We start from the raw sequence: 25,486 nt of genomic DNA, 5'->3' as shown, positions 1-25,486 counted from the left end.
GGCTGTAGAAGATCGCGCCGGGGAAGCAGTCACCCTGAATAATATTGGTGGTGTCTATTCGGAATTAGGAGAAAAACAACGGGCATTAGAGTACTTCCAACAGGCTTTATCCTTATCTCAGGCTGTGGATGATCGCGCCGGAGAAGCAAGCACCCTGAATAATATTGGTGGTGTCTATTCGGAATTAGGAGAAAAACAACGGGCATTAGAGTACTACCAACAGGCTTTACCTTTATTCCAAGCTGTAGGCGATCGCGCCGGAGAAGCAAGCATCCTGAATAATATTGGTGCTGTCTATGATTCCTTAGGAGAAAAACAACAAGCATTAGAGTACTACCAACAGTCTTTACCTTTATCCCAGGCTGTGGGCGATCGCGCCGTGGAAGCAAAAACCCTGAATAATATTGGTGGTGTCTATTCGGAATTAGGAGAAAAACAACGGGCATTAGAGTACTACCAACAGGCTTTACCTTTAGGGCGGGCTGTGGGCGATCGCACCGGGGAAGCTGTAACCCTGAATAATATTGGTGCTGTCTATTCAGCTTTAGGAGAAAAACAACAAGCATTAGAGTACTACCAACAGGCTTTACCTTTATTCCAAGCTGTAGGCGATCGCGCCGGGGAAGCAAGCACCCTGAATAATATTGGTGGTGTCTATTCGGAATTAGGAGAAAAACAACAGGCATTAGACTACTACCAACAAGCTTTACCTTTAAGGCGGGCTGTAGGCGATCGCGCCGGGAAAGCAAACACCCTGACTAATATTGGTGCTGTCTATTCAGACTTAGGAGAAAAACAACGGGCATTAGAGTACTACCAACAGGCTTTACCTTTAAGGCGGGCTGTGGGCGATCGCGCCGGGGAAGCAGCAACCCTGAATAATATTGGTGGTGTCTATTCTGAATTAGGAGAAAAACAACGGGCATTAGAGTACTAACAACAGGCTTTACCTATAAGGCGGCCTGTGGGCGATCGCACCGGGGAAGCAATCACACTGAATAATATTGGAGCAGTCTAAACAGACTAAGGAGAGAAACAACGGGCATTAGAGTACTACCAACAGGCTTTACTCTTATCCCAGGCGGTAGGCGATCGCGCCGGGGAAGCAGTCACCCTGAATAATATTGGTGGTGTCTATTCAGACTTAGGAGAAAAACAACGGGCATTAGAGTACTCTCAACAAGCTTTACCTTTAAGGCGGGCTGTGGGCGATCGCACCGGGGAAGCATTAACTCTCTTCAATATCGCTTACGCAGAAAGCAACCGAGGCAATCTCCAACAAGCGTTGACTCAAATGCAAGCCTCGATTGAGATTATCGAAGATTTACGGACTAAGGTTGCCAGTCCGGAATTGCGTCGAACCTATTTTGCCACTGTACAAAATGAATACCAATTCTACATCGACCTGCTGATGCAATTGCATCAACAAAACCCTGATCAAGGCTACGATAAACTAGCCTTCCACGCCAGTGAACGTTCTCGCGCCAGAACGCTATTAGAATTACTCACCGAAGCCAATGCCAATATTCGAGAAGGTGTAGATTCTAACTTACTCCAACAAGAACAAACCTTAAACGCTAAACTTGATGCAACCGAAAAACAACGGATTGAAATATATAGTAATCCTGAATCCACCCCAGCCCAGAAAACCGCTATTGAACAACAACGGCAACAACTTTTAGCTGACTATCAAAAACGGCAAGACCAAATCCGGGCAACAAGTCCTAAATATGCCGCCCTGAAATATCCACAACCCCTCACCTTAGAACAAGTTCAACAACAGATTCTGGATGAAGACACTATTCTATTACAGTATGCCTTTGGAATAGAAAATAGTTATCTTTGGGCAGTAACCAAAGATAGCTTAACCAGTTATCAACTCCCTGCCAGAGATGAAATCGAAACCCTCGCCCGCCGTTTCTATAATCTCTTACAAATTCCCAGTTATGAAATTGGCAATCCCAGAGGCATTGCTAAAGTTGTCCCCCGTGATAATTTAAATTCTGTGGCACAACTGAGTGAACTCCTGTTCGGACAAGTGGCTGAACAATTAACCAAAAAACGCATCGTGGTTGTTGCGGATGGGGCATTACAATACATTCCCTTTGCTGCTTTAGCTACACCCGAAACTGCTGATACCGATACTCCCACACCTTTAATTAATCAATACGAACTGGTCAACTTACCCTCCAGTTCCACTTTAGGGATTATTCGTGACCAAATTAACGGACGCCAGGAAGCGCCCCAACAATTAGCGATTCTGGCTGACCCCGTTTTTACCAACAATGATAACCGCATCAAAACTGCCTCCAACCGAGGCACAGAACCGGATTTAAACCAACTCTTACTCAACCGTTCTGTTCGCATTTCTGAGATTAACTTAAGTCGCCTCCCCGGAACGCGCACTGAAGCGGAAGCGATTCTCAATTTAGTGTCACCGGAAACCCAAACCAATGCGTTTGATTTTGAGGCTAATCGTGACTTTATCGACAATCCCCAACTGAGAGATTATCAAATCATTCATTTAGCCACTCACGGCATTCTCAATAGTGAAGCGCCCGAGTTATCGGGTGTGGTGTTATCGTTAGTGGATCAACAAGGAAATTCCCAAAATGGCTTCTTACGTCTCCATGATATTTTTAACCTGAATCTGCCAGCGGAATTAGTGGTATTAAGTGCCTGTCAAACGGGATTAGGAGAAGAAATCCGAGGCGAAGGATTAGTGGGGTTGACGCGAGGGTTTATGTATGCGGGGGCGCCGCGTTTAGTGGTGAGTTTGTGGAATGTGGATGATGCAGCAACGGCAGAGTTTATGACTCGATTTTATCAGTTAATGTTGAATGATGGGTTAAAGCCTGCCCAAGCGTTGCGGGAAACCCAGTTACAAATGCAGCGAGACACTCAATGGAAATCTCCCTATTATTGGGCAGCGTTTACATTGCAAGGCGAGTGGAATTAAATCCCAAAGTTGCCTCAAACCGTAGGGTGCGTTAGCGCAGCGTAACGCACCGAAATATCGTCATACCGAACGGAAACATGGTGCGTTACGGCGCTTATATATTGAGATGATAAACGTTAATCCTCAAATGCGCCTAACGCACCCTACGGCACACCTTATTTGATGGCAACATGGTGCGTTACGGCGCTTATATATTGAGATGATAAACGTTAATCCTCAAATTTGCCTAACGCACCCTACGGCACACCTTATTTGATAGCAACATGGTGCGTTACGGCGCTTATGTATTGAGATGATAAATGTTAATCCTCAAATGCGCCTAACGCACCCTACGATTACGACTGTTGACAATAGGGGTTAAACCACGTTAAACGTAATCGAAAGGGCTGCCATTTGTGAGGTGCGAATCCGCCGCCTTACTCCCACTTGTGCGCTTCGACTAACATCATCAACTAAATCATTAATTATCTCCAATGAGTCCTCTCCCCGCGTCGAAATTATCCCCTTTTCCCCTCTGGCAAGGGTACGCAGTTTGAGTAAGGCTTTAGTTAAGGGTTGATCACTGGCGACAATTAATACTTCACCCAAGCCAGCCTCTTCAGCTACCAAGACAAATTCATCTATGTTGGGATTGGGAATTAACAGCGTTTGATTGGGCTTAATCCGGGTGGCATTATCCGGATCTTGCCGTGCGTTTTCCTGAAATTCATTAGGAAATAAAACCGTAATTCCAGCAGTTGGATCAACCAACATAATTCCCAAATGTAAATCCTTCTCTTCCCGATTCGTAACTTTAAACTGAAACGCATCTCCCACAGATAATTGATGACTCAAGAGTTGCCCAGATTCGCTGCGACTCCCTAACGGTGGACATTTACTGTCATCTTGACGACACCCCCGTGGGGTAAACGCTTGGGCAACAATTTCGGGACGATTTTCTAAACCCATTGTTACCTCTAAATTCAGCCGCGAGGATTCAGCATTCAGCGTCATTCGCATAATTCGCGCCGCTAGCAGGGATTTCAGTTTCCCCTGTAACCGTTCAATTCCTTGAGTCACCGTTTCTCCCGGTATGCCAAAGGAATCGGGAATCACTTCTAAGGCTGGAGAAAATAAACCTAAACTATCCACAGGTGGCATTTTTTTCGGTGTGTCTGATGACAATTGACGCTGATACTCATCCGTCATCCGACTGAAAATATAATGCACATCCACCGGATAGGGAAACTCTCCCGGTTGGGGAAGAATCGGTTGAATCCGTTTTAGTGATTCTAGTTCAGTTTTTGCCGTTTCTGTCTCCTGACTTAAGGACGGATCAAGCCCAATATGGAGTTTCCAATCACTGGGAATTGTGCGGGCAAATTCCTGTAATAATTCTCCCGGTTGGACGTTTCCTTCGGCTTTGGCTTCAGCGATTAACCCGTTGCGCGAGATTAATTCAACTTTGGGCGTTTCGCCACGACTGCGGAATGGGGGAGTAAAAATAGACCCCTCAGAAATCGCCTCTAAACTCTCTTGGGAAATTCCCCCTAACCAAACTTGTACCCGATTATTTTCCACCGTTGTCACCACACCTTCGGCGGGGAGGGTTTTGGGTTCTGTAAAATAAATTGGTTCTCGTTGATGGCGACTATTCGGTGGAACCTCTACCAGGGGGAGTTGGGTGGAAAGGAATCGCATATCCCGTTCAATTCCCGCGATCGCACTTTCCACATCATGGTTGTTCTGCCATAATGTTTGGGTGAGTAGATAGGTAAACGCTCCCGCATAAAACCCCGGAAAGGGATAGTCCGCCGCGAATTGTTCCCGTTGGGCTGAGGCAATCACCGCGCCAGTGGCGACGCCTTGCTGATACAATTTGATAAAATCCTCAGGGGATAGATTCAGCCGTTTCAGCCATTGTTGTTGATACTCGACTTCTTCGGGACTCATCCGGAAATCCATCCCCCCAGGAATCGCCCGGATTTTTACATTTCCCCGGGTTCCGCCCCCCGAATGACAACTATCCAGCACCACGGTAACATTGTCGGTTTTCTGCTTCAGGGCAAACATGAGTAAAAATAGGGTATGTCCGGTAATTTCATTGACGATACCTTTATCAGCTTGCCAATGTTCATCCGCAGGAACAAAGGAACTATTCAGGGGATAACTCGGATCAATGGGATTGGGATCAATGACTTGTGAACCATGTCCCGAGAAATGAAACACCACCACATCTCCGGGTTTGGCTTGCTGAATTAAATGGGTTTCAAAGGCGGTTAAAATGCCATCACGAGTCGCCTCGGTATCCGTAACTGTCTTGATATCCTCCGGCTGGAACCCGAAGCGATTAATCAGGAGTTGTTCCTGCAAGCGAACATCGTTGACGCATCCAGAGAGGCTGGTAAAGCGATCGCTATTGGTGGGATACTGGTTAATCCCCACTAACAGGGCAAGTTTGCGGGGGGTGCTTTGGGCTAAGACTTTACCATAGCGTAAGGATTGGCGCTGTAAATCCAGTTGGTTTAAACCGATGGTTGCTAAAGCCGAGGTAGCAAATTGGATAAACTGACGACGCTTCATAGATGTCATAAATTTATGATCATAGCGATATATCTCTCAACCTGAGAGACTCATGCAGAATGATGTTGGGGGACAATACAAGTTAACCTGACAATGCGCCTAACGCACGATGGCGGCGTGGCACAGCTAAAATTGTGGATTAGATTTGTCGATTTTATGGGCGCACGCCATGCGCCCCTACTGTCGTGGCACAGCTAAAATAGGGTTTTGTTTGTAGTAAGCACGAAGAGTGCTATAAAGCTTAGCTGGAGAGGGCTGAGGTTCCCTCACTACGAACCAATTCTAATTCATCAAATAAGGTGTGCCATGCCCCTACAATGATGAATTAGATGATAGATTAAAGATGTCCCCGGATTGACGTGCGACTATAAAAATTGTAAGATTTCAAGCATGGCACAGCTAAACAAGTGGAATCAATTGTAGGTTATTTTGACGTCAGGAAATCTCAGCAAATATAGGCTAAAGCCCTTACTAAGAACCCAACTTTGCGCTTTGTCTTTGGGTATCGTTTGCTTCTGTACCCCCCCGGCTGGCGCTCAAATGTCTCATCTGCTGACACAGGCGAATAATCAACCTGTTGAGATGCAGTTTGAAACATCTCTAGAAACGATTCTCCAGGAATTAGTTAAAGCTGATGTCGTTTATCTAGGGGAAATTCATAGTAATCCTGATGACCATAAAGCCCAACTGGAAATTCTGCAAGCCCTTTATCAAGAGAATCCCAAAATTGCCCTAGCGATGGAAATGTTCCAGCGTCCCTATCAGGATATTCTGGATCAATATTTAGCTGGACACCTGACAGAAACTCAATTGATTGAGCAAACAGACTATGAACAACGCTGGGGATTTCCCTGGGATTATTATGCCCCCCTATTACAGTTCGCTCAAACCCATAAACTGCCTGTTTTAGCCTTAAATACCCCCACGGAAATTAGCCGCAAAGTTGCCCGGAATGGCTTAGAAAGTCTCACGAGTGACGAACTTCAACAGATTCCCCCCCTGGACGAAATTCGTACCGATAACGCAGACTATCGGCAAATGGTTGAAGCGGTTTATAATCAGCATCAACAGGCAGGTCATGGTAATAGCGATCGCTTTGAGCGATTTTTCACGGTTCAGGTGCTATGGGATGAAACCATGGCTGAAGGGATTGCTGATTTTCTCAGCGTTAATCCGGATTATCAAATCGTCGTGATTGCGGGTAGGGGTCATATTGTCTATGGCTATGGTATACCTAGCCGAGTTGCCCGTCGTCTGAGTTATCGTCCCTTAATTCAGCGTTCGGTATTGTTCGGTATGCCAGAAGCGGTAGAAGAAAATGGCGCGATCGCAGATTTCTTTTGGCAACCTCGCTAATATTATCAAAGAAGCACGTTGCTGTTGACATGCAATACCTACCCGATTTAACCAACCGTTTGCACTATCAAGGGATTTACCCCTGTCCCATCTGTCGTGTGGGTCAAATTCAGGGGATGCCATTAATGGATGCGATGGCTTGTGAAGCCTGTCGTCATATTTTCGTGGCTGACTTGGAACAGCAATTATTGAAAATGACCGATAGACAGCCTCCCCTCACCTGGCGTTGGAATGGCAAAAACTGGGTAGGGGCGCACCTCCAAGGGGTTGAATGGGGATGGATGACTTGGATTTTTGCAGCGGCGTTTGTGATACTACCCACCACGTTAATTGGCGTAGCTGCCTACACCTTCCCGCCAACGCCCGGTAGTCGCTTGGCTTGGCTACCTCTGGCTTGGACAGGATTAACGTTTTTCTTCCATTTTGCCGTTATTGTCTGGCTATTAATGGAGTTTTATCAGTTTCCCCTGGGAGTCTATTTGCGAACTCGGCGGCGGCGTTTGCTGAGGCGTTAATCAAAAGATTGTAGGGGCGGGTTTAGGGACTCAATTCAGCTAGTCACCAATAACGGAACAACAAAACCCGCCCTCCCCACCAATAACGGAACAACAAAACCCGCCCTCCCCACCGATAACGGAACAACAAAACCCGCCCTCCCCACCAATAATGACCGATTAGTTCAACATACTACGCAGCATCCAAGCGGTTTTCTCATGAGTCCGCATCCGTTCAGTTAACAAGTCAACGGAAGACTCATCATTCGCCCGTTCAGCCGCCGGAAACGCCTCCCGCGCCGTTCTCACCACGGCTTCATTTGCTTCTACCAGTAAACGTACCATTTCTGTGGCTTCCGGAACCCCACGGGTTTCTGGAATCGAAGAGAGTTCGGCAAATTCGCTATAACTACCAGGCGCTGGATAGCCAATGGTACGAATCCGTTCAGCAATATCATCCACCGCTACCGCTAATTCAGTGTACTCCGTCTCAAACATATTATGTAGCGAATGGAACATCGGTCCAGTTACGTTCCAATGGAAGTAGTGTGTCTTGAGATAAAGGGTATAGGTGTCTGCTAACAGGCGAGACAATCCTTCGGCAATCTCTTTGCGGTCTTGTTCTGAAATACCAATATTGACGGGCGCAGATTTATCAGCAGTTTGCATAGTGATCTCCTAATTTGCTCCAAAAATAACGTTAACCGAAAAGCTGGTATAGTTCCTTTTCACACACCAACTGTCAATCTTAAACAATTAGCGATCGCTTACAAATCGTCCTAAAGTATGAACTGTTTTCGGCTAATAAATAAAAATGATGCTTCTCAGGCTAAATGTCGCATCAAGACGGCGCGAGGGGCGCGGCGAACCCGGCATTTAATCGTTTCTTTACCTAGGCGCTGATGTGCCTCAAATCGATGACACCCAGAGAAACCATAATACTCTCCATCAACTTCGAGTACATCAATGGGTTCTTTTAATCCCTCTTCCTGGATGGATTTCATCAACTCCAGTACCTTTTCGGCGTCGTTTTCGCGGGGAAGGGGACGGCGAATTTGCTGTAGCGGAATTTCTCGAACTTCTACCATAGTGCCAAGTAACACCTCTGCTCTTATTATGTTTACTCCTAAATCATACTCGTTATGAGTTTGACTTGCAACTTAGAGATGAAGTATGGCGGAGATGGGGTAGATGAGGAAGAAGTAGAGACGTAGCATGCTACGTCTCTACTATTGCCTATTGCCTATTGCCTATTGCCTATTGCCTATTGCCTATTGCCTATTGCCTATTGCCTGACAAATGACAAATGACAAATGACCATTACTTTTGAATCCGAGACAGATCCATATTGCCAAAATTGACAAAAAAGGCAACATTAAGATTTTCTAGAGATTGAACCAACCAAAAAATATCATTAATTGTTTGACATTCGTAGTGATTGAATAAAATTGAAAATCGCTTTTCTAAATCCGGTTTAACTTTGCCACACAGCAGAATAATTTTCAGCAATAATCCCGTTGTACGAATCGACCCCATATTAGAAATTAAATCAATAAAGACATAGTGATTGGGATGCTGAGGACTGCTAACTAAGAAATTCAATAATTGACTACAGGTTCTCAACAGTAAAAAGTCGTTTATTTTCTTAGAATCGCTATCCGGCAAGGTGTTTTTGAGATGTTGCGCTAAACGCTGATTGAATTGATGTTTACCATAAGCAGGTTCAATTGCCGCTGTTAAGTATTCATATAAATCAGCTTTAAAAGCACGATAAGAGCGCGTTTGATTACTTTGCTTGAGAAAACGTTGGGCTAAGTCTCGGTAAGTGTAAGATCCTTCAACTTTACCCATAAACTGCTTCAGGGCGAAGTAGAGTTCGCGATCGCTTAACAGAGTCGGATTGGGTACAGGTTGAACCAGAGTGGTGTCTGCGGTGGGGGTTTTACTGGACGCCAGTCGCACTCGCCGGATTAAATAGGTGACATATTGAGAGAGGTTCATTTCTAATTGCCACTGGCGTTGAGTTTGAATATGGCGGATAGTTTGCTGGTGTTCGTAGGAACTATCGGAACTTAGTAAGGCGTGGGTGTATAAATAAGGGTATCGACAAATCAATTGTCCTAACGCGGGATTGGAGTCTTGGCGATCCACATCTGCGGTGTGATCAACAACTTTGACCAAGCGTTTTAGGGTTTGAAAGTCTTCACTTTGAGTAAATACTTGCAAGAGTTGTCGCAATCGCTTTGATAGTCCCGACGTCGCTTTAATTGTCCCCGGTTGAAAGGGTTTTTCAAATAATGCCACCAATTGCGCGATCGCCTGATCGTGGTTGCCTTGCATTTGCCATCGATTGATCAAGATATGGCAGCACCGATTGAGAATATGGGTAAAGTCTTGATGGCGGGGATTAGCGAGGATAATTCGGTGGAAAGCGGCGATAATGCCGGGTTCGGCGTAGTTTTTCGCGGTAATAAATAGTTGTTCAAATCGTTCGATGAGTTGCTGGGGGGATTCTCGTTGTACCCAATAGAGTAAATGATCATATAATATCTGCTCGTCGGCACTCAAGGAACGCGGTGGAGACGTTGGTAAGAAGTCTGGAGGCGTAGGTTGTGGAGAGGGTTTTCTTGTCGATGTTGTATCTAATTGTTTCTGGGGGTTGGGGTTTCCTCGATAAGAACCAGCGATAATCTGCTGACGACTCGCATTCAGGAATTGGTAGTCCTTTTGATTTAAGCGTTTTCCTTTTGCCCAAACTGAGGCTTGTTGTAATTGATTTCGGTTCAACAAATAAGATGTATCCTGACACCCACTGGCAAACCAAGCCATCATCGGCGAGTGATACGGGCGCAGATTATTCAGGGCGTTGGTTACCCAATCCCGATTAAAGATAGAGGCGTAGATGCGGTTATAGACTCTCAAAACAGGCTGGGCGTAGTTTTTCCCAATTGGCTGTTTCACTACTAATCCTGATAGGCGCAATTCCCGTTGTTCTAGACTATTATCTGCAGGGATTTCTCCCTGATCGAGAATTTGCTGGTAGAGTGTTAAAAGTTGACGGGTAGTACAGCGACAAAGGCGATCGCGAATAGTTTTTAGGTGTTCGGGTTCATCCTTGGCTTCCCAGTTATCAATGATGTGCGATCGCACCAACTGTTCAATCCACACGCTAATTTGGGATTTATCTTGGGGAATCTTCGTGGGTAACCAGAGTTCGGCTTGGTGCAGGACAATCTGACACAGCTTTTGGGTGAGAAAGGGTTTACCCCCTGTCCAGGTTAATATTTCCTGGATAATGGCGGGAGAATAGTTAACGTGGGTGGCTAATCCCTGGGCTAAGGGTAAACATTCATTTAATTGAAACCCTGTCAGTTCAATTGCCCGACCAATATTAAACGGCGTGCTATGTTTATCTTGAATTAACTCTGAGGGAGTCGCGACACCCAACAGCGCAAATGTGAGGCGTTGGTAGGCGGGATGATCGGCACGACTATCATAACAGGCACGAATCACCGCTAAAAAGTCATCGACGCGAAAGTTTAAGTTGAGAACCGTATCAATTTCATCAATAAAAATAACAATCGGTTGCGGAATCGCCGGAAGGAGGATACGTTCAATAAACTCACTGAAGCGTTGTACGGGCGAAAGTAAATCGCGATCGCGCCACCATCGACGCAAGTTAAATTCTTGGGTCAGATTGAAACTAATCACCAAACGACGGACTAAACCAGCATACCATTGCTCTGGGGTGAGATTTTGGCAACCAATCTTAGTCAGGTCAATCGCCGCACAAGCAAATCCTGCCGCTTGTAAACGGCGCATGGTTTGCACCCGCAAGCTAGATTTCCCCATCTGTCGGGAGTTGAGGACATAGCAGAAATCCCCTGCCCTTAACCCGTTGTAGAGTTCAACATCTGCCTGTCGCCACACATAAGTGGGGGAATCGGCGGGTAGGCATCCGCCAAATTGGTAGTTATAGGCTAAGGTGGTAGTCATATTCAATGCCCTGACGAAACGCTGCATCGGTAGAAACCGGGTAGAGCGAAGTAATAAAAAAAGGGGTTACACCCCTCAGCGTAAACTATTTTTAAGTCGTTATAATAGCCTTTTCCAAGTCTTGCCGACAATATTCCATACTAAATGCACTTGAACCACCATCTGGAATGACACGACATATTGTACCCCTCAATAAGCTGTCATGCATTTAAATTGGGAATGGGTAGCTAGGGTGTGAGTGCATTAGTAGTATTTTCGTGTACTATCACGTACCTCAACCGAACCGACAACTTATTCCACAATTTTAGCTGTGCTACTCCATTAGTCGTCTGAAGAAGACTTTCGCTATGGAACCTTGGAATTCATTCCAAGGCGGAGTGACGGATTGAACCTGTAATCGCAAATTACAAGAATTGCTAGGTAATTGGGTTATATCATGTCCAGTCAAACACCCCTGAATAAAAACGCCTGAAACCCTTATTTTTAAGGCATTGCAATTATGGGCAATCGTCAGGACATGATATTATATAGTAATTAAGATGAATCCTCACGCTTTCATCCCGCCCGGAGTTTAAACTCCGGGCTAATAGCTTAAGTCCACTAAAGTGGACTAAAAGCTTTACATTATCTTCTAAAGAAAACGTTTATTATAGCAATCCTAAATAGGATGCAACAAGTGAACGGATTGAAGTCCAGGTATAGCAAGGGTTCCAGTTTTGAAAATTGCCACAACCATAGCGGTGCTGGTTATAGGCACTCAAGTTTGCTTTCTAATCAACACTTCGCCTAAATGGTAACACCTTACGATTCGTTACAGTTGGCTTTTGCGCTTAAACAAGTGTTGACACGCTTAAGCGTTAAGCGTCTAGGATTATATTTAAGCTCAAAGCAAATAGTCGTGTTCTCAGGGAGTAAGTAAATCTTTGAACCCGTTAAAACAAACGGGTTTAAGCTTTTATTCTCGAAGAGTACTTTAGTTCAGGGCTTTCAGGGCTTCATTCTCAAACATCATCAGAATGCGATCGCGGATTGTCTTTAGCCGAAACTTGCATCGGACCAAATTCATCTGGCAATTCCTCAATCGAGACGCCCAACTCCCGACATAACGCTTTGACTTGGGGAATCGTCGGTCGAGGAGTCGCCTCACCTGTCTCCCAGCGCACATAGGTTCGCAACGGAATGCGACACTGTCTAGCTAACTCCTCTTGAGTTAAATTGAGTCCTTCTCTGAGTATCTTTAATGGAGATTCAGCTTCTTTTGACTGTTTTTTGGTCATAGCGTTGCTTTTTGTCACGCCAACATGTCATCTTGACAAAAGCCATGTAAACGTGACACGATAACATGTGATGACAACAGAAAAGACCAGACGATTGAAACAGTTGCGTCAAGATAGGGCGTGGCTGGCTGGTCTTTCCTTCTCAGTGTCTCATCTTAATCAAAGATCCGCCGAAAAAATCCAAAGTGACCGAAATTCATCGCGTCGCCACGGATATTGCTGCCATCAATCAACAGGGTAAGCCATCATGACACCTTTATTTCGCCGCCTCCAACCCGCCCAGAAATTCCGGATCAGCCCCAGCAGTATCGCCCGACTCCTGAAAATCCCCAGACATCTGATTGTGCGTGTGGAATCCTGGGCATATATTGTTTTTGTTCATCGCCGCGACAAAGGTGGACAATTCATCAGCTATCGCCGACTAAGCCAATGGTTCAACGCCATCGCCTGTCAAATTCAACACTGCACCACCTGCCAACAACTGCGGCAATTGTGGCTGGCGATTGAGCGCGATCGCAAACGGCACAATCAGCAATACAATGACCAAGATGCCGAATTATTGTACAATTTTTGGACAAGGTTCTGGTATACACTAGGGCATCATTAGTAGACATGACTTCTAATCAAGGGTGGCAATTTTGGATTGATCGCGGCGGCACATTTACCGATATTGTGGCGCGTCGCCCCGATGGGCAATTGGTGATTCACAAGTTACTCTCGGAAAACCCTGATCGCTACACCGATGCGCCAGTACAGGGAATCCGCGAAGTGATGGGACTTTCCGCCGAGGCAGCGATTCCCACCGAACAAATTGACGCCGTGAAAATGGGGACAACCGTCGCCACCAATGCCTTACTGGAGAGAAAAGGCGATCTCACCGTTTTAATGATCACCAAGGGCTTCCGCGATGCCCTTCGCATCGGCTATCAAAACCGCCCCGATATATTTGCCCGTGAGATTATCTTGCCAGAAATGCTTTACGAACGGGTGATTGAAGTCGAGGAACGCTACAGCGCCCACGGCGAGGAATTAATTCCGGTGCAGATAGACGCCACTCGCCAAGGGTTACAAGCCGCTTACGATCGCGGAATTCGCAGTTGTGCCATAGTCTTAATGCATGGCTATCGCTATAAGAGCCACGAACAGGAACTTGCCAACTTAGCGAGTGCGATCGGGTTTACTCAAATCTCAGTTTCCCATGATGTCACACCATTGATGAAAATAGTTAGTCGGGGTGACACCACTGTTGTTGATGCCTATTTATCGCCCATTCTGCGACGGTATGTTAACCAAGTTTCTAGTCAATTAGCTGGAGATATTAGCACTCCCTCCATCAACAATCAACAATCGATCCGATTAATGTTTATGCAGTCCAATGGTGGACTTACAGACGCCCGCACATTTCAGGGAAAAGACAGTATTTTATCGGGTCCGGCGGGGGGTATTGTCGGCGCAGTACAAACCAGTCAATTAGCCGGATTTGATCAGATTATCAGTTTCGATATGGGCGGAACCTCTACCGATGTCGCCCATTACAACGGCGAATACGAACGCACTTTTGAAACCGAGATTGCTGGGGTTCGATTACGCACCCCCATGATGTCCATTCATACCGTAGCAGCGGGTGGCGGTTCAATCGTGAAATTTGATGGGGCGCGGTATCGAGTGGGACCCGAATCGGCGGGGGCAAATCCTGGTCCCGCTTCGTATTCCAAGGGGGGTCCGTTAACAGTAACCGATTGCAATGTCATGGTAGGGAAATTGCAACCTGACTTCTTTCCTAAAGTATTTGGACTTGATGGCAATTTACCCTTAAATGACCAAGTGGTGCGAGAGAAATTTAGTCAATTAGCAGCAGATATTGGCGATAAGCGCACACCCGAAGCAGTCGCGGCGGGATTTTTAGCTATTGCTGTCGAGAAAATGGCAAATGCGATTAAAAAAATATCCTTACAACGAGGTTATGACGTCTCCAACTATACCTTGTGTTGCTTTGGTGGTGCAGGGGGACAACACGCCTGCTTAATTGCTGATGCGTTGGGGATGAAACAGGTCTTTCTTCATCCTTATGCGGGGGTATTATCGGCTTACGGGATGGGATTGGCAGATGTGCGAACCTTGCGGGAACGTTCGGTAGAAGCAAAATTAACGGAGGAATTACTATCGGTAGGGACACCAGATATTGCCCCCTTGGAGGAAATATTCACCGAGTTAATAGCCAGCGGCAAAGAGGAAATTGCGACGACTCAGATAGGAGAATCCACGCCAATTGATAGTCAAGTCATCCGCAAAGTGCATTTGAAATATCAGGGGACAGATTCACCCTTAATTATCGATTTCGGTAGCGTAGCTGAAATGCGGCAGCAATTTGAGCAAGCGCATCGGCAACGATATGGGTTTATTGTTGAAGAGAAAGCCCTAATTGTGGACTCGGTATCGGTGGAAGTCATCCAGCCAATGGATGTGCCAGAAGAACCCATAATTCAAAGTCACCGATCAGAACCGCCGCAACCTGTCGCTAAGGTGCAGATGTATACCGCCAATGCATGGCACGAAACCCCTGTATTTAAGCGAGACGAGTTACAACCTGGAGACTCTATTCCCGCCCCGGCATTAATTATTGAAACAACGGGAACGAATGTTATTGAACCGGGTTGGCAAGCCGAAGTAACCGAACGGAATCATTTAATTTTAAAGAAAACCCAGCAATCAACAGTCAACCGTCAACAGTCAACCGTCAACAGTCAACAGTCAGAGCTTTCTCAGCCTGATCCGGTTACGCTAGAAATCTTTAATAATCTCTTCCGTTCCATTGCCGAACAAATGGGAACCACGCTGCAAAACACCAGTTATTCGGTCAATATTAAAGAACGGTTAGATTTTTCCTGTGCTATTTTCGATGGACAAGGACAACTCGTTGCCAACGCCCCTCATATCCCTGTACATTTGGGTTCCATGAGTGAAAGCGTTCGCAGTTTAATTGAGGCGCATGGTGATAGCCTCAAACCGGGAGATGTTTATGCGATTAATAATCCCTATAATGGTGGAACACACTTACCTGATGTCACGGTAATTACCCCAGTTTTTCTGGACGAAAGCGGGATTACCGATACGATTGATCAAACGAGTAAATCTTCGACAAAACCCACAACAAATCAAAATCAACCCCCCTTTCAAAGGGGGGCAAGGGGGGATAAAAATCCATCTCCCTTATTCTACGTTGCCTCACGGGGACACCATGCAGATATTGGCGGAATTACCCCCGGTTCGATGCCCCCGGATAGCACAACTGTAGACGAAGAAGGCGTATTACTCGATAATTTTAAGGTAGTAGAATCCGGACGTTTCCGCGAAAAAGAATTATCCGAATTACTCCTATCTGGCACATATCCGGTGCGAAATATCACCCAAAATATCGCCGACTTACAAGCCCAAATTGCTGCCAATGAAAAAGGTGTGCAAGAGTTACGGCGAATGGTGAAACAGTCGAGATTAGACACCGTACAAGCTTATATGGGACACGTCCAGAATAATGCCGAAGAGTCGGTACGGCGGGTAATTGATGTGCTGAAAGATGGCAGTTTTACCTATAACTTAGATACAGGCGGGCAGATTCAAGTGACTATTCGCATTGACCGGAAAAATCGCCGCGCCACGATTGATTTTACCGGGACATCTACCCAGTTGTCCAATAACTTTAATGCCCCGGCTGCGGTGTGTAAAGCGGCGGTTCTCTATGTCTTCCGGACTTTAGTGGATGATGATATTCCGTTGAATGCTGGATGTCTCAAACCCCTGGATATAATTATTCCCGAAGGCTGTCTATTAAATCCCCGTTATCCGGCGGCGGTTGTGGCGGGAAATGTGGAAACATCTCAGGTGATTACCGATGCGCTTTATGGGGCTTTAGGGGTAATGGCAGCATCTCAAGGGACGATGAATAATTTTACCTTTGGCAATCAGAATTATCAATATTATGAAACTATTTGTGGCGGTTCTGGTGCTGGAATAAACTTTAATGGGGCAGATGCAGTACATACCCACATGACCAATTCTCGTTTAACCGACCCAGAAGTTTTAGAATGGCGGTTTCCGGTGGTGTTAGAACAGTTTGGCATTCGGGGAAATAGTGGTGGAAAGGGGAAACAGTGTGGGGGTAATGGTGTAATTCGGCGGATGCGGTTTTTGCAACCCATGACAGCCGCAATACTATCAGGACATCGAGTTGTTGCACCCTTTGGATTACAAGGAGGTGAAGCAGGTGCTGTGGGCAAGAATTATGTGGAACGTCAGGATGGAACGGTTGAGGAATTAGGAAATACGGCAGTTGTGGAAATGGATGCGGGAGATATGTTTGTAATTGAGACGCCTGGGGGTGGAGGATTTGGTGGTTCTGAATGAACCGGAAACCGTAGGGGCGCACTGACGTGCGCCCAACGACGTGCAACAAAACCGAAAACTACAAAATTCAGTTCAACTTGCCATAAAAGGCGTACTCCGCTTCAGGTCCAGAAACATTCAAGCGCCAACTTTCAAATTGTGCAGAACTCATACATCTATTTCCCGTACTCTGTAAGATGAGTTTGAACCGGGTATTATCAGTTATTCCCGGAGCAAAAATCCCGTTACCAGAAAGTTTGCCCTCAGCGCGGTATTCTTTGTAAACAGTAACGGGTCTTTCCAATTGACTACCGAGGGAACTGCGAAAATGAGTCATAGTTGGGGGATAGGAGAAGGACAGATTTCCGGTTCGCCCTTGGTCATCAGTGAACTGGAAATTCCAATTTCTGCCATTGGTCGATCGTGATATTGTATAAGGGGGTGATGGCTCACCAAGTCCTTCAATAAGGCTTGCCCCAGCAGGAGTCATATAAAGTTCGGCTTGGGGGGCAAATTGGAGTTCATTGAAGGTTTTGAGTTCGTAGTCTCCGACGTCTTGCGAGTATTGATCCCAGGTTCCTACATCAGCACAACAGGCGCAGGCGGATGCTGGCTGCGGTTGCGGTGCAAATAGGTAAGTTAGGATAGCAAACGTTACCAGTAGAATGGCGTAGATTAAATTTCGTCTCATCCGATATTTAGCCTCTAATTTGACAATAGAGTTAAAATAAAGGCTGAAAAGATTTAGGTCAACCCACCTCAGAGGGAGAGGGAGAAATTAAAAGTGGTATAGGTTTGAGTCAAATTTGAGTCAGTTTTCGTGCAAAATAGCTGCGATTGTAATGCGGACGAGAATTCAGCTTTGTCAGAAAATTGATCTCCTTGGAAATAGAACAGCTTGTTCCTATTAGGTTAGGGCGCACGTCTGTGCGCCCCTACGAGAAACATTGAAAGGTTAGCTGAGGATTTTCCTTGACATGAGATAGTCAATGTCTTGTCATGAGCAACCTTTTGTTTTCTGTGAGTTCCTACTTACTCGACTCCCAATTCCGGATCAGTTTCTGAGTCAAAAGTAGATTCTTCTTCTACAAGTTCGTCCTCAGTTTCCACTTCAAAAGTGGATTCTTCTTCTACAACTTCGTTCTCAGTTGCTGATTCAGAACCGAGCATAGCATCCCAGGTTTGGCGACCGACAATGCCATCTCTAAACAAGCCCTGATCCTCTTGGAATTCGCTTACGGCTGTACCTGTTCTTGAACCATATACGCCGTCAACTTCACCTGGATTATATCCTTGATTTTGTAAGAAAGTTTGAACATCTGCAACGGCTTCTCCTGTATCACCATATCCTAGTGTGGGTGCTGTAACATCATATTCATTTAAAGAGGCTTGTGCGTTTACAGGTGCGCCAGCTAAGCCGACAGAGGCTAGAGAAATCACAGACACCACACCGACAGAGACAAAACTGGACGGGAAAAATCTGGTACTCATTATTATAATCTCCTAACAAAATGTAATTTCTAAATTTTTGGATCTTGATCTAGTCAGTCTCAAGGAATCTTGATCGAAAATTTGGCTGAAATACTTGCCCCCTACCTAACAGTTGTTCTTGTCCAAATGATTTTAACTGACTATACTTCTAAGCTATACAAATTTTTGAGAAGTAACATGGCTCTTAAGTTAGACTTATAAGTTACTCCTTTTAAATCCTAAGTAAGGAGCAAGATGACTGTAAAACTAGCCTAAAGTAAGATGCTTTATTATCAAACCAAAGGTACTAACGTAGGTGGACACAATTAACGTAAACGGTGAATAACTCGCTGTCCTTGAGAAGCAAGCTACGTTTACGTAAGGGTTTGAGGCTTGTTTACAAAACAAGCGTGGGCGTGCTGTTTTCTTTTGTCCGACTACTTATACTGTCTTCATGATGCATAATAATATTTTGAGTTGAGGCAAGGCAGAAGGCATAAGGACAGATAATTTTAGTCTTTTGATATTTGTGGTTCAGGATTAGGTTTGAGTTGAAGAAAATGTCGAATCCTTTGCTGATATTCTTTGCCAGCTACAGTAGCCACATTATCATGATCCGCATCAGGAACCAGAAAGAGTTGTTTTGAAGCTGTTATAGTATCAAATAAAACTTGGCTCATGTAAGCAGGTACAACGGGGTCATCGGTGCCGTGAATTAAAAGAATCGGCATTTTAAGAGCAGGAACTTTGCTTTTCGAGTTAAACTTTTGCGTCAGCAGCAAATCAGCCGGAAATAAAGCATAGATTTTCTGATGATCGACCATATCCCGCATTGAGGTAAATGTACTTTCCAAAATCAAACCCTGAATGCTGGGATTTTTCACCGCTAAATCAATCGCGATCGCGCCCCCTAGAGATTGACCATATACGACAATATCCTGGGGCGGAATATCCTGTTGCTGCACCAGATAATCCCACGCTGCTTGAGCATCTTGGTACACTTGGGTTTCAGTGGGAAACTTGCCCTCACTTTGACCATAGCCTCGGTAATCAAATAACAAGACATCCAAACCCAAGTGGTGAAATTCCATTGCCCGTTCGACATTCGCGCCAATATTCTCCCCATTCCCATGTAAATACAGCAGTACCCCGGTTTTGGGCGAGGTGGCGGGAATCCACCACCCATGGAGACGTTCTGGCTGATCAGCAGACACAGGTATCCCCACCTCCTGATAACTTAAGCCCAAGTCTTCTGGTGTGGTTTTAATGGTCTTAGTGGGAACAAAAACTAGGCGATTTTGCCCTAACCAGATAGAGATACAAGCTAACAGATAAACGATGGCGACAATTCCCGCTAGAATTAGGAACCTCTTTCCCAGAAATAAAATATAATTATTCATTCCCGTAATAGTCTCCCAGGGCAAATCAAAGCGTTAAACGACTACAAACTTGATGCTATTTTTGACTCACCTTGTTTTCCAATTAGGGCGGGTTGAGTCAAGTTATCGGTTTTCTCGATAATATTATCGAGAAAACCCGCCCCTACAAATTATATCTCCTTGCACCTGTAGCCCCTGTACCCCTCTGCACCCCTGCACCTCTGCTCTATTTAAGCGGTGGTTGCTTGAGATGCCAATCCGTAGACTGTTCGTAAGCGTAAGCGACTTGAAATACCTGTTCTTCGCCCAATACTTTCCCAATTAGTTGCATCCCAATGGGTAATCCTTGGTCATCAAATCCACAAGGAATACTCATTCCTGGTAATCCTGACAAGTTGACGGGAATTGTCATTAAGTCCGATAAGTACATGGTTAACGGATCTGAGATTTTTTCTCCGGCTTTAAATGGAGGAGTTGGGGCGGTGGGACAAACTAAAACATCCACCTTTTCAAAGGCTTGCTCGAAGTCTTGCTTAATTAGGGTACGAACTTTTTGCGCTTTGAGATAATAAGCGTCATAATAGCCAGCGGATAGAGCATAGGTTCCCAACATAATCCGGCGCTTGACTTCCGCCCCGAACCCGGCGGCACGAGTTTTCTTGTACATTTCCAAAAGATTTTCGGCTTCCGGCGTGCGAAACCCATATTTGACGCCATCGTAGCGAGCTAGGTTGGCTGAGGCTTCGCTGGGAGCAATAATATAGTAGGCGGGCAACCCATAGCGAAATCGGGGACAAGAAATTTCTTGTACTTCAGCACCTAGGCTTTTGAGTTGATCAATGGCTTGTTGAACGGTTTTGGCAATGACGGGATCTAACCCTTCACCAAAGGTTTCTTTAATAATGCCAATTTTGAGACCTTTGGATTTTAAATCAGGTTGCAGGGACTTGGTGTAGTCGGGAATCTCCAGCTTGAGACTGGTTGAGTCATTCGGATCATAGCCTGCGATCGCGTTAAGTAAAATAGCTGCATCTTCTACGCTTCGTCCAAACGGACCAATTTGATCCAACGACGATGCATAAGCGACTAAACCATAACGAGACACTAACCCATAAGTGGGTTTCATGCCGACAATCCCGCAGAATGATGCAGGTAGACGAATTGATCCCCCTGTATCCGAACCGATAGCAACCACACATTCGCTAGCCGCAACCGCCGTAGCCGAACCCCCAGAGGAACCCCCAGGAACGCGGGATAAGTCCCATGGATTCGCCGTTTGTTGATAAGCCGAGGTTTCGCAGGAACTCCCCATGGCAAATTCATCCAAATTAGTTTTGCCCACCATGACAGCCCCCGCATCCTTAAGTTTTTGAGTCACGGTAGACTCATAAGGCGGGACGAAGTTTTCCAGGATACGAGAGGCGCAGGTGGTGGGAATACCTTTGGTACACATATTATCTTTGATGCCAATCGGAATCCCCGCCAACATGCCAATGTCTTCCCCCGCTGCGATTTTGGCATCCACTTGACGCGCCTGTTCAAGGGCATAGTCGGCTGTAATATGCAAAAAGCTATGGATTTTCGGTTCTAGCGCCTGAATGCGATCGAGGGCGTCTTGCGTGATTTCAACACTGGTGCGTTCTTTGTCGATAAGTTGTTGGTGCAGCTCACGAATGGATGCCATGCTTGTACCTATTTATATTGATTTACCATGTTTGCCTTTCGTATTTTGGCAAAAATTCACAGAAAAAGGGGTTTGGTGACAAAAAGGAAACCAAACAGGGTTTGGAAACCAAACCCCTACTTCTGTTGCGCCTGATAGGTCAGAAATTGTTGCAAAACTCCTACCGTTTCAAAATGATAAGCGGGCAATAGGGGGCTGATATTAATATCGGTGCGGTAAATGCTGAAAATTACCCAGTTTTGTCGTTCAGTCTGCTGGTCAATAATTTGCTGAATTTGGGGGCGTCCCGTATCCACTAGGGATTGACATTGACGTTTGAGGAATTCTGGATCAGGATTGAGAAACTCTAATTGCTTGGGGGTTTGAGTGCAGACTTCATCTTTGAGGTAGGTGCTGAGTTTTTCAACGGCGTACTCCTCATAAGACTCCTTACCCGGATTCATCCATGCCAGTCCCACTCCTAGCACAACTAGCGCTGTTCCACCCAATACTGTAATAATTTTTAACGATTTCATGCCACTCCGTTAAGCCTCCATGGGTTATGACTTTCGCCTCTAACGTATGAGTTCCGGTAAATTGCTAAGAAATACTGTTGCAACTCACCGACTTGATGCTATACTAAAAAACTGTATGGCGAGCGTAGCCAAGGGGTTAAGGCAGTGGATTGTGGTTCCACCATTCGTGGGTTCGAGTCCCATCGTTCGCCCTTGATGTGGCAGCAGGGAAGTAAATCTTCCCTAATCTTGCCTTAGTTTAAGTAGGAAAATCGTGATACTGCAATATTGTGATAACGCAGGCTCAGTTGACTTCTGCCTTTGGACTGACTTCAAACTGTAGCTGTGAGCGGTTATGGGTAAATATGGACGAAAGCCAGCTTCACCGAGTACCACATCAGCAGAGATAAAAAGATATCACTGGGCGTTAAGCTGTCATGCATTTAAATTGGGTATGGGTAGCGAGCAAGATGCTCACACTGAACGTGATTTCGCCATTGTTTACATTAAGGTTTAAATGCCGAACAGGGAACAGAAAACTGGCAAAACAAAAGCTTTTTGTGGTAATTTATGTCTATAAAAAATTAGCAAAATTGTGGCATGAAGCCTATTCTATATAAAGGTAGATTAAAAACCTGGAAAGATGATCGAGGTTTTGGTTTCATAAAACCGGATGATGGTAGCAAAGATGTTTTTCTGCATATCAGTGCGTTAAAAGGAACAAGTCGCCGTCCAAAAGTCGGAGATATAATCCTGTATGAGTTAGCCACTGATTCAGAAGGGAAAATACGTGCCTCTAATGCATCCATTCAAGGGGCAGCTTTACGCTCATTAGACCTGTCCCCAAATCAAACTCAAACCCAAGTCCCAAAAGAATTCAGGACTAATGCTCGGAAAAGTCCATTACCGACAAGGCATAAGAGAAAGAAGCGTAGACCAGTTGAAATACTCATTAGCCTTGGCAGTATAGCTGTTATAGCAATTTTGGCAATGGAATTTAGGGCTAGCGATTCTCCATCTCCAATTACATCTGTTACGAAACCTGAGTGCAATATCAAAGGCAACATTTCTTTTAATAAAGGAAAAAAGGTTTATCATCTTCCGGGGATGGAAGATTATGAATCAACCTTCATTGATCCGGCAAAGGGTGAACGATGGTTTTGTACAGAATCAGAGGCGATCGCGAGTGGTTGGCATAAAGCACCCAGGTAGTAATTATGTGAGGGCGCAAGCCTTGCGCCCCTACCTTTGGGCGTACCGTTAGCACTTGAGAGCCGCTACAGAGTTTTCTGCGTTAGGTAAGGTAGGAGCGATCACGTCATTGATTATTGTGCTACTGTTTTTCAAAAGTTCTAGCATCGATATCTTTGTTTCCTGGCGTCAACCCAACCTACTGGCGTGGCACACCTTATTTGATGAATTAGAATGGGAGACCCGAAACCGTAGGGGCGCAAAGACTTGCGCCCAATTCAATGGTCAAATCTAATCCACAATTTTAGCTTACTGATACGCTAGAAATTATGCTCGATCGATCGCCCGATTCAGATTCCACGCCGCACTGATTAAAGACACATGGGTAAACGCCTGGGGAAAATTACCCAAGGCTTCACCACTTGAACCCGTTTCCTCGGCATACAATCCTAAATGGTTGGCATAACTAAGCATCTGCTCAAAAATCAGTCGAGCGCGATCAAGTCGCTTAGTGTCTACTTTTCCCGCCCTTGTCAACGCCTCAACGAGCCAGAATGTACAGAGATTAAACGTTCCTTCTGTCCCGGAAATACCATCCGGTGCTTCTTCGGGATTATACCGATACACTAAACTATCGGAAACCAGTCCCCCTAGTTCTGGCGGGGAATTAATCGCATCCAGGGTTTTCAACATGCGAGGATCTGTGGGAGACATGAAGAAAATTAAGGGCATAATCAGATTACTGGCATCTAGGGACGTGCTACCGTAATATTGAACAAAAGCTTGACGCTCCTCACTCCATCCCTTTGTCATAATTTCTTCATAGATGCGATCGCGTTCCTTAAGCCATCGCTGGTGATCTGCTGGCAATGAACGCTTTTGAGCCAAACGCAAACCACGATCAAGTGCAACCCAACACATGAGATTAGAATAAATAAAGTCTTTACGTCCCCCGCGTGTTTCCCAGATTCCTTCATCTTGGCGTTGCCAATTATCGCAAACCCAATTCAGTAACCGCCGTAGGGATAGCCACAAGTCATAGGAAATCGGCGTGCCATATTTGTTGAACAAATACACCGAGTCCATTAACTCACCATAAATATCAAGCTGTAACTGCTTATAAGCCCCATTGCCAATCCGAACCGGGTAAGATCCCTTATACCCCTCAAGATGATCCAGAATTTCTTCATCGAGATCATGATAGCCATCAATACCATACATAATCTGCAACGGATCATCGGAATCCAACTCCTGACAGCGATTTTCCAAGAACAGCATGAACTGGGCAGCTTCCTCGGTAAACCCGATACGGAGTAAGGCATACAGGGTAAAGGATGCATCTCGAATCCAGGTATAGCGATAATCCCAATTTCGGGAACCCCCAATCATTTCTGGCAAGCTGCAAGTCGGCGCGGCTATAATTGCTCCCGTGGGTTCGTAGGTGAGTAACTTTAACGCCAGGGCTGAACGTTCCACCGTCTCGCGCCATCGACCATCATAAGTACATTTGCCAATCCAGCGTCGCCAATACGCCACCGTATCGTCAAAGAGTTGAATCGCTTCTTGATGGCGCAGGGGCAAACTACAACCTCCATCCTGGTCAGTTTCTTGCAGCACAAAAACGGCGGTTTGTCCAGACTCTAAGGTAAATTCGGTGAAAACACCGCATTCATTTTGTTTTAAGGGAACATCCGTCACCAATCCCAAACTCAGAGACGGCGACTTAAAACACGCCCCCGTGGATGAGAGAATCGTCTCGTGGCGATCGCGGGCATAATTAAACGCAGGATAGCACTCTAAGCGAAACTTCATCTTGCAGCGAACGACTCTCACTTGTCGCACTAACCAGTGATACCCTTGCTGATTCACTGGCATACCCACAGGCATAAAATCAATAATCTCACCTACCCCACAAGACGCCAGGAAGCGAGTCACCAACACATTCGTTTCGGGCCAATATAACTGTTTATGAGTGACGCCATCCACACAGGGAGCAATCTTAAAATGACCCCCTTTCTCAGCATCCAGTAACGCGGCAAAAACACTCGGAGAATCGTGTCGAGGAAAGCAAAACCAGTCAATTGAACCTCCTAAGCCAACTAAGGCTGTGGTGTGCATATTGCCGATAATGCCGTAATTCTCGATAGATTGATATGCCATTGAATTATGAATGTTTAATGTTCAATTTTGAAGTTTAATTCACCGTCCCTTAATTAAGGAAAAATGACGTAGCTTGCTTCTCGC

18 protein-coding genes, 1 tRNA gene and 1 pseudogene are annotated in these 25,486 nt (G+C 45.5%); 9 read left to right on the top strand and 11 right to left on the bottom strand.

The genetic code is table 11. The annotated features are described in order from the left end of the window. The 3 genes and pseudogenes from RIG66_RS04705 to RIG66_RS04695 all read left to right on the top strand — a co-directional run. Positions 1-937: tetratricopeptide repeat protein (locus tag RIG66_RS04705; RefSeq protein ID WP_446375676.1), on the top strand; the 937-nt coding region annotated here is incomplete at its 5' end. A gap of 159 nt (positions 938-1,096) precedes the next feature. Continuing rightward, a pseudogene (locus RIG66_RS04700) lies at positions 1,097-1,159 on the top strand (hypothetical protein); the annotation flags it as partial. 45 nt (positions 1,160-1,204) lie between these two features. Further along, on the top strand, positions 1,205-2,959 hold the full coding sequence (locus RIG66_RS04695; RefSeq protein ID WP_446375674.1) for a CHAT domain-containing protein: 1,755 nt from the start codon (positions 1,205-1,207) through the stop codon (positions 2,957-2,959). Between the two features lie 357 nt (positions 2,960-3,316). On the opposite strand, the gene RIG66_RS04690 is transcribed toward RIG66_RS04695, so the two are convergent. Further along, positions 3,317-5,530: a caspase family protein gene (locus RIG66_RS04690; protein WP_446375672.1), complete on the bottom strand. Its 2,214-nt coding sequence runs from the start codon at positions 5,528-5,530 to the stop codon at positions 3,317-3,319. Between the two features lie 531 nt (positions 5,531-6,061). Between RIG66_RS04690 and RIG66_RS04685 the strand changes: the two genes are divergently transcribed. Beyond that, complete coding sequence (locus RIG66_RS04685; protein WP_446375670.1) at positions 6,062-6,877, top strand: ChaN family lipoprotein; 816 nt, start codon at positions 6,062-6,064, stop codon at positions 6,875-6,877. Positions 6,878-6,906: 29 nt separating this feature from the next. After that, positions 6,907-7,392 carry a hypothetical protein gene (locus tag RIG66_RS04680; protein ID WP_446375668.1) on the top strand — a complete coding sequence of 162 codons (486 nt, stop codon included), beginning with the start codon at positions 6,907-6,909 and terminating at the stop codon, positions 7,390-7,392. Between the two features lie 159 nt (positions 7,393-7,551). On the opposite strand, the gene RIG66_RS04675 is transcribed toward RIG66_RS04680, so the two are convergent. The 4 genes from RIG66_RS04675 to RIG66_RS04660 all read right to left on the bottom strand — a co-directional run bounded on the left by RIG66_RS04675 (position 7,552) and on the right by RIG66_RS04660 (position 12,644). Then, on the bottom strand, positions 7,552-8,040 hold the full coding sequence (locus RIG66_RS04675; RefSeq protein WP_446375666.1) for a Dps family protein: 489 nt from the start codon (positions 8,038-8,040) through the stop codon (positions 7,552-7,554). Between the two features lie 155 nt (positions 8,041-8,195). Further along, entirely contained in the window at positions 8,196-8,459 is a 264-nt protein-coding gene (locus tag RIG66_RS04670; RefSeq protein ID WP_044211369.1) for a sulfiredoxin, read from the bottom strand. A 232-nt stretch (positions 8,460-8,691) separates the two neighbouring features. Then, the gene (locus tag RIG66_RS04665) at positions 8,692-11,367 is read right to left on the bottom strand and encodes an AAA-like domain-containing protein (protein ID WP_446375664.1); all 2,676 of its coding nucleotides are present in this window, start codon (positions 11,365-11,367) and stop codon (positions 8,692-8,694) included. 1,001 nt (positions 11,368-12,368) lie between these two features. Beyond that, on the bottom strand, positions 12,369-12,644 hold the full coding sequence (locus tag RIG66_RS04660) for a helix-turn-helix transcriptional regulator (RefSeq protein ID WP_446375662.1): 276 nt from the start codon (positions 12,642-12,644) through the stop codon (positions 12,369-12,371). Between the two features lie 247 nt (positions 12,645-12,891). Here RIG66_RS04660 and RIG66_RS04655 point away from each other — a divergent pair, with 247 nt between their 5' ends. Continuing rightward, positions 12,892-13,251, top strand: coding sequence for a hypothetical protein (locus RIG66_RS04655; protein WP_446375660.1), 360 nt, complete (start codon positions 12,892-12,894; stop codon positions 13,249-13,251). A gap of 5 nt (positions 13,252-13,256) precedes the next feature. Further along, entirely contained in the window at positions 13,257-17,045 is a 3,789-nt protein-coding gene (locus RIG66_RS04650; protein ID WP_446375658.1) for a hydantoinase B/oxoprolinase family protein, read from the top strand. Between the two features lie 67 nt (positions 17,046-17,112). Here the strand turns inward: RIG66_RS04650 and RIG66_RS04645 are convergent, their stop codons facing one another. The 5 genes from RIG66_RS04645 to RIG66_RS04625 all read right to left on the bottom strand — a co-directional run bounded on the left by RIG66_RS04645 (position 17,113) and on the right by RIG66_RS04625 (position 22,072). After that, positions 17,113-17,715, bottom strand: coding sequence for a hypothetical protein (locus RIG66_RS04645; RefSeq protein WP_446375656.1), 603 nt, complete (start codon positions 17,713-17,715; stop codon positions 17,113-17,115). Positions 17,716-18,056: 341 nt separating this feature from the next. After that, positions 18,057-18,515, bottom strand: a complete 459-nt coding sequence (locus RIG66_RS04640) for a peptidoglycan-binding domain-containing protein (protein ID WP_446375654.1) — start codon at positions 18,513-18,515, stop codon at positions 18,057-18,059. Positions 18,516-19,006: 491 nt separating this feature from the next. Next, on the bottom strand, positions 19,007-19,894 hold the full coding sequence (locus tag RIG66_RS04635; RefSeq protein WP_446375652.1) for an alpha/beta hydrolase: 888 nt from the start codon (positions 19,892-19,894) through the stop codon (positions 19,007-19,009). Between the two features lie 205 nt (positions 19,895-20,099). Next, positions 20,100-21,557, bottom strand: a complete 1,458-nt coding sequence (gene gatA, locus RIG66_RS04630; RefSeq protein ID WP_446375650.1) for an Asp-tRNA(Asn)/Glu-tRNA(Gln) amidotransferase subunit GatA — start codon at positions 21,555-21,557, stop codon at positions 20,100-20,102. A gap of 116 nt (positions 21,558-21,673) precedes the next feature. Beyond that, on the bottom strand, positions 21,674-22,072 hold the full coding sequence (locus RIG66_RS04625; protein ID WP_446375648.1) for a DUF4359 domain-containing protein: 399 nt from the start codon (positions 22,070-22,072) through the stop codon (positions 21,674-21,676). 118 nt (positions 22,073-22,190) lie between these two features. On the opposite strand from RIG66_RS04625, the gene RIG66_RS04620 reads away from it, so the two are divergent. Together RIG66_RS04620 and RIG66_RS04615 are read left to right on the top strand one after the other, a co-directional pair. Continuing rightward, a tRNA-His gene (locus RIG66_RS04620) sits at positions 22,191-22,263 on the top strand. A gap of 388 nt (positions 22,264-22,651) precedes the next feature. Then, positions 22,652-23,263, top strand: coding sequence for a cold shock domain-containing protein (locus RIG66_RS04615; protein ID WP_446375646.1), 612 nt, complete (start codon positions 22,652-22,654; stop codon positions 23,261-23,263). A 306-nt stretch (positions 23,264-23,569) separates the two neighbouring features. Here RIG66_RS04615 and RIG66_RS04610 read toward each other — a convergent pair whose 3' ends face one another. Next, on the bottom strand, positions 23,570-25,402 hold the full coding sequence (locus RIG66_RS04610; protein WP_446375644.1) for a glycoside hydrolase family 15 protein: 1,833 nt from the start codon (positions 25,400-25,402) through the stop codon (positions 23,570-23,572). Positions 25,403-25,486 lie beyond the last annotated feature (84 nt).

Source organism: Coleofasciculus sp. E2-BRE-01 (assembly GCF_040221695.1).
In the GTDB taxonomy this organism is placed as follows: Bacteria; Cyanobacteriota; Cyanobacteriia; order Cyanobacteriales; family Coleofasciculaceae; genus Coleofasciculus.
Note: the sequence above shows the minus strand (reverse complement) of the source record. Positions and strands in the feature narration are given on the sequence as shown.

What these genes read in the sequence shown, in the direction of transcription:
- RIG66_RS04625 (WP_446375648.1), bottom strand. Translation starts at nt 22,072, where the DNA reads ATGAAATCGTTAAAAATTATTACAGTATTGGGTGGAACAGCGCTAGTT.
- RIG66_RS04670 (WP_044211369.1), bottom strand. Translation starts at nt 8,459, where the DNA reads ATGGTAGAAGTTCGAGAAATTCCGCTACAGCAAATTCGCCGTCCCCTT.
- RIG66_RS04640 (WP_446375654.1), bottom strand. Translation starts at nt 18,515, where the DNA reads ATGAGTACCAGATTTTTCCCGTCCAGTTTTGTCTCTGTCGGTGTGGTG.
- RIG66_RS04665 (WP_446375664.1), bottom strand. Translation starts at nt 11,367, where the DNA reads ATGACTACCACCTTAGCCTATAACTACCAATTTGGCGGATGCCTACCC.
- gatA (WP_446375650.1), bottom strand. Translation starts at nt 21,557, where the DNA reads ATGGCATCCATTCGTGAGCTGCACCAACAACTTATCGACAAAGAACGC.
- RIG66_RS04690 (WP_446375672.1), bottom strand. Translation starts at nt 5,530, where the DNA reads ATGACATCTATGAAGCGTCGTCAGTTTATCCAATTTGCTACCTCGGCT.
- RIG66_RS04675 (WP_446375666.1), bottom strand. Translation starts at nt 8,040, where the DNA reads ATGCAAACTGCTGATAAATCTGCGCCCGTCAATATTGGTATTTCAGAA.
- RIG66_RS04615 (WP_446375646.1), top strand. Translation starts at nt 22,652, where the DNA reads ATGAAGCCTATTCTATATAAAGGTAGATTAAAAACCTGGAAAGATGAT.
- RIG66_RS04685 (WP_446375670.1), top strand. Translation starts at nt 6,062, where the DNA reads ATGTCTCATCTGCTGACACAGGCGAATAATCAACCTGTTGAGATGCAG.
- RIG66_RS04635 (WP_446375652.1), bottom strand. Translation starts at nt 19,894, where the DNA reads ATGAATAATTATATTTTATTTCTGGGAAAGAGGTTCCTAATTCTAGCG.
- RIG66_RS04655 (WP_446375660.1), top strand. Translation starts at nt 12,892, where the DNA reads ATGACACCTTTATTTCGCCGCCTCCAACCCGCCCAGAAATTCCGGATC.
- RIG66_RS04680 (WP_446375668.1), top strand. Translation starts at nt 6,907, where the DNA reads ATGCAATACCTACCCGATTTAACCAACCGTTTGCACTATCAAGGGATT.
- RIG66_RS04660 (WP_446375662.1), bottom strand. Translation starts at nt 12,644, where the DNA reads ATGACCAAAAAACAGTCAAAAGAAGCTGAATCTCCATTAAAGATACTC.
- RIG66_RS04645 (WP_446375656.1), bottom strand. Translation starts at nt 17,715, where the DNA reads ATGAGACGAAATTTAATCTACGCCATTCTACTGGTAACGTTTGCTATC.
- RIG66_RS04650 (WP_446375658.1), top strand. Translation starts at nt 13,257, where the DNA reads ATGACTTCTAATCAAGGGTGGCAATTTTGGATTGATCGCGGCGGCACA.
- RIG66_RS04610 (WP_446375644.1), bottom strand. Translation starts at nt 25,402, where the DNA reads ATGGCATATCAATCTATCGAGAATTACGGCATTATCGGCAATATGCAC.